The sequence below is a fragment of the Mesorhizobium sp. M1A.F.Ca.IN.022.07.1.1 genome, assembly GCF_003997575.1.
Classification (GTDB): domain Bacteria; phylum Pseudomonadota; class Alphaproteobacteria; order Rhizobiales; family Rhizobiaceae; genus Mesorhizobium.
Genome location: NZ_RZST01000242.1, coordinates 1 through 9227, shown reverse-complemented (window position 1 = coordinate 9227; position 9227 = coordinate 1). Strand labels below are relative to the sequence as shown.

The 9227-nt window shown below is 64.1% G+C and carries 10 protein-coding genes; 3 read left to right on the top strand and 7 right to left on the bottom strand.

The genetic code is table 11. From position 1 onward, the window contains the following. Together EOA75_RS22935 and rnd are read left to right on the top strand one after the other, a co-directional pair. A partial coding sequence (locus tag EOA75_RS22935; protein ID WP_127325232.1) for an MFS transporter occupies positions 1-834 on the top strand: 834 nt, incomplete at its 5' end. Positions 835-1016: 182 nt separating this feature from the next. Continuing rightward, positions 1017-2168, top strand: coding sequence for a ribonuclease D (gene rnd / locus EOA75_RS22930; RefSeq protein WP_067329970.1), 1152 nt, complete (start codon positions 1017-1019; stop codon positions 2166-2168). A 105-nt stretch (positions 2169-2273) separates the two neighbouring features. Here rnd and EOA75_RS22925 read toward each other — a convergent pair whose 3' ends face one another. The 5 genes from EOA75_RS22925 to EOA75_RS22905 form a co-directional block, all read right to left on the bottom strand. Beyond that, a complete protein-coding gene (locus tag EOA75_RS22925) occupies positions 2274-2693 on the bottom strand; it encodes an MAPEG family protein (RefSeq protein ID WP_067000646.1) in 420 nt (139 codons plus the stop codon). A gap of 14 nt (positions 2694-2707) precedes the next feature. After that, the gene (locus EOA75_RS22920; RefSeq protein ID WP_245322393.1) at positions 2708-3256 is read right to left on the bottom strand and encodes a hypothetical protein; all 549 of its coding nucleotides are present in this window, start codon (positions 3254-3256) and stop codon (positions 2708-2710) included. A gap of 43 nt (positions 3257-3299) precedes the next feature. Further along, positions 3300-4802: an IMP dehydrogenase gene (gene guaB, locus EOA75_RS22915; protein ID WP_067000642.1), complete on the bottom strand. Its 1503-nt coding sequence runs from the start codon at positions 4800-4802 to the stop codon at positions 3300-3302. A 142-nt stretch (positions 4803-4944) separates the two neighbouring features. After that, the gene (locus tag EOA75_RS22910) at positions 4945-5394 is read right to left on the bottom strand and encodes a PIN domain-containing protein (RefSeq protein WP_127246925.1); all 450 of its coding nucleotides are present in this window, start codon (positions 5392-5394) and stop codon (positions 4945-4947) included. After that, positions 5391-5636 (bottom strand): type II toxin-antitoxin system prevent-host-death family antitoxin, encoded by a 246-nt coding sequence (locus tag EOA75_RS22905; protein ID WP_095783229.1) that lies wholly within the window; start codon positions 5634-5636, stop codon positions 5391-5393. Before EOA75_RS22905 ends, EOA75_RS22910 begins: the two co-directional genes overlap by 4 nt. 210 nt (positions 5637-5846) lie before the next feature. On the opposite strand from EOA75_RS22905, the gene EOA75_RS22900 reads away from it, so the two are divergent. Continuing rightward, a complete protein-coding gene (locus EOA75_RS22900) occupies positions 5847-7268 on the top strand; it encodes an MFS transporter (protein ID WP_127325231.1) in 1422 nt (473 codons plus the stop codon). Positions 7269-7313: 45 nt separating this feature from the next. Here the strand turns inward: EOA75_RS22900 and EOA75_RS22895 are convergent, their stop codons facing one another. Beyond that, entirely contained in the window at positions 7314-8009 is a 696-nt protein-coding gene (locus tag EOA75_RS22895) for an RlmE family RNA methyltransferase (RefSeq protein ID WP_067329957.1), read from the bottom strand. Then, positions 8006-9227 (bottom strand): Ppx/GppA phosphatase family protein (locus tag EOA75_RS22890; RefSeq protein ID WP_164747509.1); only part of this gene is annotated, 1222 nt, incomplete at its 5' end. The genes EOA75_RS22895 and EOA75_RS22890, both read right to left, overlap by 4 nt.

Here is a 9227-nt window from a genome sequence, read left to right as displayed (position 1 = left end):
CTCGCCATATATCGCATGGTCGACATCGGCTCGGTTACCGGCGCGCAATTCCTGATTCCGATCTTCGGCGCCGGCGGTTTCGCCATCTTCGCCGTCATGTCGATGATGATCACCTTTTCGCTGGTGCCGGTCTCGCTCGGGGACCGCTCGAACCCGGCGCCTCCGGAAGACGTCAAGCTCGACCTGCCGCGCGTCTGGCGGATCTCGCCGCTCGGCTCGATCGGCTGCATCGCCGTCGGCGTCACAAACAGCGCCTTTCGCACGCTGTCGCCGGTCTATGCCGAGGAGATCGGCATGTCGGTTGCCGATGTCGTGACCTTCGTCAGCGTCGGCATTTTTGGAGGCGCCCTCATCCAATATCCGCTTGGCTATCTCTCCGACCGCCGAGACCGCCGCTCGGTGCTGCTGGCGACGACGTGCTGCGCCATGCTTGCCGCGCTGGCGCTGGCCTTCGTGGCGCGCGCCGACCCGTTCCTCAACTTCATCATCGTTTTCATCTTCGGCAGCTTCGCCATGCCGCTCTATTCACTATCGGCCGCGCATGCCAACGACCGGGCCGGCAAAGGCGAATTCGTGCTGATCAACGCGGCGCTGATGCTGTTCTACTCCTTCGGCGCGATCGGCGGTCCGATTGCGGCCTCGGCGGTGATGCAACATTTCGGGCCGAGCGCGCTGTTCGTTTTCAACGCCGTCGTCTATGCCGTTCTCATCATTGTGATCCTCTACCGCATGCAGGTGCGGTCGAGTGTGCCGGCCGGCAGCCGCAGCCGCTTCACCGCGCTTTTGCGCACGTCGACGCTATTCGCGCGGCTGGCGCGGCGGGGTGGCGATTAGACAAGCAGGATTAGGTGTTTCAGCGTTTCGCGGACACGCCGAACCGCTCTATCTCTTTGATTTTACGCAATTACGGACGGAAAACTGTTCGTCACTTTTCCTGGAATTGCTCTAACTGCGGCTTGACGAAAGCGCTTGCGGCTGAAATTGAAGAGGCCTGATATGATGCCAAAAGCGAATTGATGCACGTCATCACCACCCAGAAAGAACTCGAGAGCGTCATCGCGGCGTTCGAAAAGTCCGAATTCGTAACCGTCGACACCGAATTCATCCGCGAAACGACCTTCTGGCCGATCCTCTGCCTCATCCAGATGGCCGCGCCAGGCGTGACGGCGCTGATCGATCCGCTTTCGCCCGACATCGACCTCAAACCCTTCTTCCGGCTGATGGCCAACGAAGCGGTGGTCAAGGTTTTTCACGCCGCACGCCAGGACATCGAAATCATCGTTCATCTGGGCGACCTGGTGCCGCATCCGGTGTTCGACACGCAGGTGGCGGCCATGGTCTGCGGCTTCGGCGACAGCGTCTCCTACGATCAGCTGGTGCAGCGCATCACCGGCGCGCGGCTCGACAAATCCTCGCGTTTCACCGACTGGCGGCACCGGCCGCTCTCCGACAAGCAACTCGAATACGCGCTCGCCGACGTCACCCACCTGATCAAGGTATATGAGCACCTCAGCGCCGAGTTGAAGCGCGAGGACCGCGCCCATTGGCTCAATGAGGAGATGGACGTCCTCACCTCGCGCCAGACCTACGATCCGCATCCGGAGGATGCCTGGAAGCGGCTGAAGATGCGGCTGCGCAAGCCGCAGGAGCTGGCGATCGTGCAGGCGGTGGCGGCATGGCGCGAACGCGAGGCGCGCGAGCGCGACGTGCCGCGCGGCCGCGTGCTCAAGGACGATGCGATCTACGAAATCGCGCAACAGGCGCCGCGCGACGCGACTGCGTTGGGGCGGCTGCGGACGACGCCGAAGGGCTGGGAGCGTTCGGCGACGGCAACCGCGCTGCTCAGCGCCGTCAACACCGCCCTTTCCCTTCCGAAGGAAGCGATGCCCAAACTGCCGAAGACATTCCAGCCGCCGGAGGGCTCGAGCGCGGCGGCGGAACTGCTCAAGGTGCTGCTCAGGATTGTCGCCGAGAAGGAAGGCGTCGCCTCCAAGGTGCTCGCCTCGAGCGACGACATCGACCGCATCGCCGCCGAGGGTGATGCCGCCGACGTGCCGGCGCTGCAAGGCTGGCGGCGTGCCGTGTTTGGCGAACAGGCGCTTAGACTGGTGCGCGGCGAGATCGGCATCAAGTTCGACAAGCGCAGGATAGCGGTGTTCGACCTTTAAAGCGCGTCGCGCCGAAACGCATTCCGGCAACCGCTTCAAATACTTGAATTTCATGGCGTGTCGTTGTCCCAGAACCGCGCACGCTTCTGGGCGACATGCATCAATCTACACCGCCCCAAGCAGGTGCAGCGCGAACCAGATCCAGGCGACGAGAAGGATGCCCGCGCCGAGGAAGAAGGCGCGGCTGCGGTGCAGCAGATAGTTTCTGGTGAGATGCACCCAGGCGTGCACATAGCGCGTGACGACGAAGAGCCACATCAGCGTCAGCGTCAGGTAATTCACGCCATTGGTAACGAACAGCGCCAAGCATAGCACGTGAAAGAGGACCGGCAGCTCGAACTGGTTGATGAGGTTGTTGGCGACGGTAACGCTTGAGGCCGGCTCGGTCGAGCGGACCTTGTACTGGCTGATCTTGGCCTCGCCGGACTTCACGGCAAGATAACGCCGCTTCAGCATCACCAGATAGACGATGTAGACCAGCAGCACCTGCGCCAGCATCGGCCAGAAGATGGCGGTCTGGTTCATCTTGCCCCTACCGTTTAACGCCGCCGCTGCCCGGCAAGCGCCAGGACCGCAACGACCGCGAAGGGGATCGCCAGAAGCGTGAACTTTGTCACGGTCAGCGACGAGGCGAAGGCCAGCGAGTCGGGATTGGCCGACTGGAAATCCGACAAAAGCCGCGCCACGGCGAAGTTCTGCGCGTAGTCGGCGATCGTATAGGGCAACACCAGGACCAGTGCCGACAGCGCCTTCAATTGCGCGGGCATGGAGCGGAAAGTGCTCAGCCGCCTGCCGAAGGCCAGGATCAGGCTGAGCAAGGTGAGCGACAGCAGCGCCGGGAAGAGCAGATCAAACGTCAGATAATGCCAAACGATGATGATCTCGCTGCCGCGCCGGCCGAGCGCCGTCAGCCATGCCATGCCCTCATCCGGCGTGAAGCCGGTAACACGCATGTCGAGCGAAGGAAGCCCGCCGCTCAGGTGGCGGAAATAAAAGAACTCGAGCGCCGTCATGGCGATGAAGATCGCCGCGGACCCAATCGAGAGCGCCGCCGCGTGACGCGACAGGCGCAACACCGTGACGATCAGGTTGCGCCATAGCCCCAAGCGATCCGGCCGCTCGTCCGCCTGATCAAAGTCCGCCCGGATAGTTCGGGCTTTCGCGGGTGATCGTGACGTCATGGGCGTGGCTTTCACGAAGTCCGGCGTTTGATATGCGCACAAAGGTGGCGCGTTCGCGGAACTCGGCAAGATCGCGCCCACCGACATAACCCATAGCGGCTTTCAGGCCGCCCGCAAGCTGGTGCAGCACGCCAGCCACAGGTCCTTTGTAGGGAACCTGGCCTTCGATGCCCTCCGGAACCAGTTTCAAGGTGTCGCGCACCTCGGCCTGGAAGTAGCGATCGGCCGAGCCACGCGCCATCGCACCGACCGAACCCATGCCGCGATAAGCCTTGAAGGAGCGGCCCTGGTGCAGATAGACCTCGCCCGGGCTCTCGTCGGTGCCGGCAAGCAGCGAGCCGATCATGGCGGCACTTGCGCCGGCGGCGAGCGCCTTGGCGAGATCGCCCGAATATTTGATGCCGCCATCGGCGATGACGCTCACGCCCGACTTCTCAGCCGTCTCAACCGCCGACATGATCGCCGAGAGCTGCGGCACGCCGACGCCGGCGACGATGCGGGTGGTGCAGATCGAGCCCGGACCGATACCGACCTTGACGGCGTCGGCGCCGGCATCGATCAGCGCCTGCGTGCCCTCGGCGGTGGCCACGTTGCCGGCCAGGATGCGCACCGAATTGGAGAGCTTCTTCGCACGCGTCACCGCGTCCAGCACGCGCTGCGAATGGCCGTGCGCGGTGTCGATGACCAGAAGGTCGACGCCGGCATCGATCAGGCGCTCGGCGCGCTCGAAGCCGTCGTCGCCGACGCTGGTGGCGGCCGCGGCGCGCAGCCGCCCCTGAGCGTCCTTGGTGGCGTGCGGGTTGAGCTGCGACTTCTCGATGTCCTTGACGGTGATCAGGCCGACGCAATTGCCCTTGCGGTCGACCACCACCAGCTTCTCGATGCGATGCTTGTGCAACAGGCGCTTGGCCTCGTCCTGGTCGACATTCTCTTTCACCGTGATCAGGTTCTCACGGGTCATCAATTCGTAGACCTTCTGCGACGGATCGGAGGCGAAGCGCACGTCGCGGTTGGTGAGGATCCCGACCAGCCGGCCGACCGTATGACCGCCGGTGCCGCCGTTCTCGACCACCGGAATGCCGGAAATGCCATGAGCGCGCATCAGTGCCAGGGCGTCGGCGAGCGTGGCGTCGGGGCCGATGGTAACGGGATTGACCACCATGCCGGATTCGAACTTCTTCACCTGCCTGACCTGCTCGGCCTGCTCGGCCGGCGAGAAATTGCGGTGGATGACGCCGATCCCGCCGGCTTGCGCCATGGCGATCGCCAGCCTCGCTTCGGTGACCGTGTCCATGGCGGCCGAGAGGATCGGCACGTTGAGGTCGATGTCGGTGGCGATGCGGGTGCGGATATCGGTCTCGCCGGGCATGACCTCCGAATGGCCGGGCTGCAACAGCACGTCGTCGAAGGTCAGCGCCAATGCGCCGGTGGACGTCTCGATGATTTTTGCCATGGCCAGTCCTTTTTGAATGCGGAAAAGGCGCTGGGCCGAAATGGCCAGCGCCGACTCTCATCTTCCCTTTCAGGATTGGCGCTGGCTGGTAACACGTCCCGCAGGCGATGAAAAGCCGATCGTTGCGAGACGCTTCAGGTTCCTATTCCGCACCTAGGAGAGCATCCAGCAGAGCGTGCCGCGGCGATGCAAAAGGATTGACGACGGTTACACCGCCCCAGGTAAAGCCATCCTGCAGATCTTCCGACAGGAGTAGCCGGCAACCCGTTTGCGAAGCAGTCGAAAGAATGACAGCATCCCAGATGCCGAAACGATGGTCTGCCGCAAGATCGACAGCCTTCATCATCACTTCCGGCGTCGTTCCGGCAACCGCGAAGGCGTCGCTCCAGCTAAGCAGCTTATCCCGAGCTTCCTGGGAATGTCTTCCGGCCTTGCGGACGAGAACATTGAACAGTTCGCCCAGCACCTGGACCGGAATGACCGCGGCCTCTCGTGGAACGTTGCGTAGCAGTTCGATAACGGCGTCGCGCTTCTCCGCGTTGTTAACGCCCTCAGCATAGGCCAGGACGTTGGGGTCGATGGCGACCTTCACCGATCGTCCTCATAAAGTTCATCGCGGGTCCAGTGTCCGGCATTGAGGATCGGCTGCCGTTCGAGGCGCGACAGCAATGCTGCGTGCGAGCGGGAGGCCACGCCCTCGTGCTTCTGCGCAGGCACGATCCGCGCCACCGGCCGCCCATGGGTGGTCACGACGTAGCTGTGGCCCTCGCGTACATCACGCAGGATGTGGGAGAACCTGCGATTGGCATCGGCTGCCGAAACGGTTTCGTCCATGGCTGCATAACCTGTAGTTATTTTCACTACAAAAACCCAGAGGCTCTGTTTATCAAGCGGCGCGCGCGATTATTCCCAGCGAGGGTTGCGGTCGCACAAAAGTGACAGCAAATTAATGCGACATCCGGGCCAATTGGTGGTACCGCCCCGGCGTGCCGGCTCGCCCCCAAAGCCAGGCCCGGAATCGCGAAGTCAAATCAGGGCGTCCCCTTGAACCGCATCATCCCGCTCATCCTGGCGGTCGCACTTTTCATGGAGAACATGGATTCGACCGTGATCGCGACCTCGCTGCCGGCAATCGCCATCGACATCCACACCAGCCCGATCGCGCTGAAGCTGGCGCTGACGGCCTATCTCGTGTCGCTGGCAATCTTCATTCCGATTAGCGGCTGGATGGCGGACCGGTTCGGGGCCAAGAACGTGTTTCGCGCCGCGATCGCCGTCTTCATTGCCGGCTCGGTCGCCTGCGCCTTCTCCAATTCGCTGCCGGCCTTCGTGGTGTCGCGTTTCCTGCAAGGCATGGGCGGCGCCATGATGACGCCGGTCGGGCGCCTGGTGCTGGTGCGCGCGACGCCAAAAAGCGAGCTCGTCGCGGCGATGTCATGGCTGACGGTGCCGGCGCTCGTCGGGCCGTTGGTCGGCCCGCCGATCGGCGGCTTCATCACCACCTATTTCACTTGGCACTGGATCTTTTTGATCAACGTGCCGATCGGGCTTTTGGGCATCTGGCTTGCCACCCGCTATTTGCCGGAAACCGACCCCGCCAAAACGCCGCCGCTCGACTTCCCGGGCTTCGTGCTCAGCGGCCTCGCGGCGTCCGGCATCGTCTTCGGCCTCTCGGTGGTCAGCCTCCCCGCTTTGCCGCCGATCGCCGGCTTCATTACCGTTGCCGTCGGCCTGGTTTCGGGCGTGCTTTATCTGCTGCATGCTCGGCGCGCCAGGAACCCGCTGTTGGCGCTGGAGCTCTTCAGAAACCAGGTGTTCCGCTCCTCCGTGCTCGGCGGCTCGCTGTTCCGCATCGGCATCGGCGCGGTGCCTTTCCTGCTGCCGCTGATGTTCCAGATCGGCTTCGGGCTGACGCCGTTCCAGTCCGGTATGATCACCTTCGTCTCCGCGGTCGGCGCCATCGGCATGAAGTTCGTCACCGCGCTGCTCTTCAGGCTCGCCGGGTTCCGGCGGGTGCTGGTCTGGGGATCGCTGATCGCCGCCGGCTCGATTGCCATCTACGGCCTTTTCACCCCCGCAACCCCCTATGCGCTGATGCTCGCGATCCTTTTGGTCGGCGGCTTCATCCGCTCGATGTTCTTCACCGGCGTCAACGCGCTGTCCTACGCCGAAGTATCGACCGCCGACACCAGCAAGGCGACGCCGATCGTTGCCGTGTTCCAGCAGTTGTCGATCGCGCTCGGCGTGGCGCTGGCCGGCGGCATCCTCGAAGTGTCGACTTCGATCCATGGCGGCCCGCTGACGCTTGGCGATTTCCACATCGCCTTCTTCATCGTCGCGGCGGTTTCGGCGGCGGCATCGCTGACCTTCATGCGGCTGGCGCCGGACGCCGGCAATGCGGTGTCGGGACATGGCAAATTGACGACGCCGAAGACGCTGGAGGCGGTGGGGACCGCGGGGAAATGAGCGCCACCTTTCCCTTCTCTCCTGACCAGGGGAGAAGGTTAGGCGCTACCCCTTGAACTCCTTCGCCAGCAGGTAAAGCTCCACCGACTCGTCGCGCGAGGCCGGCGGCTTCACATGATGAACCGAGCGGAAATTCTGCTTGAGCCGCGAGAGCAGCTCGTTCTCGGCCCCGCCCTGAAAGGTCTTGGCGAGGAAATGGCCGCCGGGCTTCAAAACCTGCAGGGCGAAATCCGCCGCCACTTCGCACAAATGCATGGTGCGCAGATGATCGGTCCGGCGATGCCCGGTGGTGGGGGCAGCCATGTCCGACAGCACGACATCGGGCTGACCGCCGAGCGCCTCTGACAGCTTTTGCGGCGCGTCGTGATCGAGGAAATCCAACTGCAGGATGACAGCGCCCGGCACCGCGTCCATCTCAAGATAGTCGATGCCGACGACATGCGGGTTTTCCGCGCTCGATTTCGTGCGGGCCGCCGCCACCTGGCACCAGCCGCCGGGCGCGGCGCCGAGGTCGATCACCTTCATGCCGGGTCTCAAAAGATGATGCTTGTCGTCGATCTCGGTGAGCTTGTAGGCGGCGCGCGAACGGTACCCATCGGCCTTGGAGCGCTGCACATATGGGTCGTTCATGTGCCGCTCGAGCCAGCGGCGCGAGGATTCCTTCAGGCCGCTCTTCTTCTTGATCCGGGTCTTCAACACGCGCATGCCGGCCGAGCCCGGCTTCTCTGGCTTCCTGCTCATTGCCGGCCACGCCCGTCATGACGCCAGACGCCGTCATCGGCCATCAGTTCGCTCAATATACCTTCGCGCAGGCCGCGGTCGGCGACCCGCAGCCGCTCCGACGGCCACACGCCGCGGATCGCTTCCAGGATGGCGCATCCAGCAAGCACCAGGTCGGCGCGGTCGGCGCCGATGCAGGGATTGGCGACGCGCTGCTGAAAATCCCAGCCGATCAGTTTTTCCACCATGCGGTCGACGCTCTGACGGTCCATCCACAGCCCGTCGACGCGGCGGCGATCGTAGCGCTCGAGGTCGAGATGGACGCCGGCCAGCGTCGTCACCGTGCCGGAGGTGCCGAGCAGATGGAAATTCGGACTGGCGAGCACATGCGCGAGCCGGTTGCGCCCGTCGAAGGCCTTGAGCCGCACCGCAACGTCATCGACCATGGCGGCGAAGGTCTCGCGCGTCACCGTGCGGCCGCCGAAACGTTCGGCGAGCGAGACGACACCCACCGGCAGCGACGTCCAGGAGACGATGTGGTTGGCAAGCTGCGGCGAGCGCTGGCCGCGCGTGAGGTCGATCAATGCGATCTCGGACGAGCCGCCGCCAATGTCGAACAGCACCACGCCGCGCGTTTCGCGCTCGACCAGCGAGCCGCAGCCGGAGACGGCCAGCCGGGCCTCGGTCTGGCGATCGATGATCTCCAGCTTCAGACCGGCCTCGCGCTCGACCCGTTCGAGGAAGTCGACGCCGTTTTCGGCCGAGCGGCAGGCCTCGGTGGCGATCAGCCTCGCCTTCCTGATCTTGCGGTTGCGCAGCTTGTCTCCGCAGACCTTCAACGCCTCGACGGCACGGTCCATGGCCGCCTGGCCGAGCCGCCCGCTGGCCGAAAGCCCCTCGCCCAGCCTGACAATGCGCGAGAACGCATCGATGACGCGGAACTGGCCGTGGCGGGCGGGCACCGCGACCAGCAGCCGGCAATTGTTGGTGCCGAGATCGAGCGCTGCGAATACCGGCAGTTCCTGATGCGACGGGCGCGCGCCATTTGGAAGCGACGGTCGCGGCTTGGGGACGATCGGCGCGGGTTCAGGCGCAAGGCTGGCGGGAGCGGCGACGGGCCCCGGCGAGGGTATTCCGCCGTTCTCATCACGTGCGAAAACCTTGCGGCCTCGCCTGCGCTTGCGGCGCTTGCGCGTTTTGCCTTTCGGGTTCTCGCCTTGATTGTCGGCATGTCTTGCG